Origin of the sequence: Pseudoflavonifractor sp. 60 (assembly GCF_009911645.1) — a bacterium.
Classification (GTDB): domain Bacteria; phylum Bacillota; class Clostridia; order Oscillospirales; family Oscillospiraceae; genus Lawsonibacter.
In genome coordinates this window covers 1-365 of sequence record NZ_QWKI01000376.1, presented here as the reverse complement: position 1 = coordinate 365, position 365 = coordinate 1, and the positions used below count along the sequence as shown (strand labels likewise).

The following is a 365-nucleotide window of genomic DNA, read 5'->3' as shown; positions in this document are numbered from 1 at the left end:
CTGGACAGCGGCGACGAGTACCAGCAGCACCTGTGGAACCTGGCGGTGGTGGAGCAGAACGCCGCCGCCCTGTGCAGTCAGGACCTGCTGCGCATCCACCTGTACGCCGTGGACGAGGAGGGCCGGTGCTTTGCCGAGCGCTTCCCCAGCTCCATGGTAAAGCCCTCCGGCCTGGGGGGCGAGGGGGGCGGCGCCCTGACCATGCCCATTGACGTCACCTTCGGCGGTACCCGGGAGACCGGCACGGCCAGCATGGCGGCGGACGGGACCATCACCTTTACCCCTGGGACGGCGGCGGAGTAAGGAGGGCGGCAGGATGGAAGCGAAGACCCTTCAATTTGACGACGGCCTGCTGCGGCTGGATA

1 pseudogene is annotated in these 365 nt (G+C 68.2%); it reads left to right on the top strand.

Annotated elements, in window-relative coordinates:
• Positions 1–303: pseudogene (locus D1646_RS22475) on the top strand (hypothetical protein); the annotation flags it as partial.
• Positions 304–365: the final 62 nt, after the last annotated feature.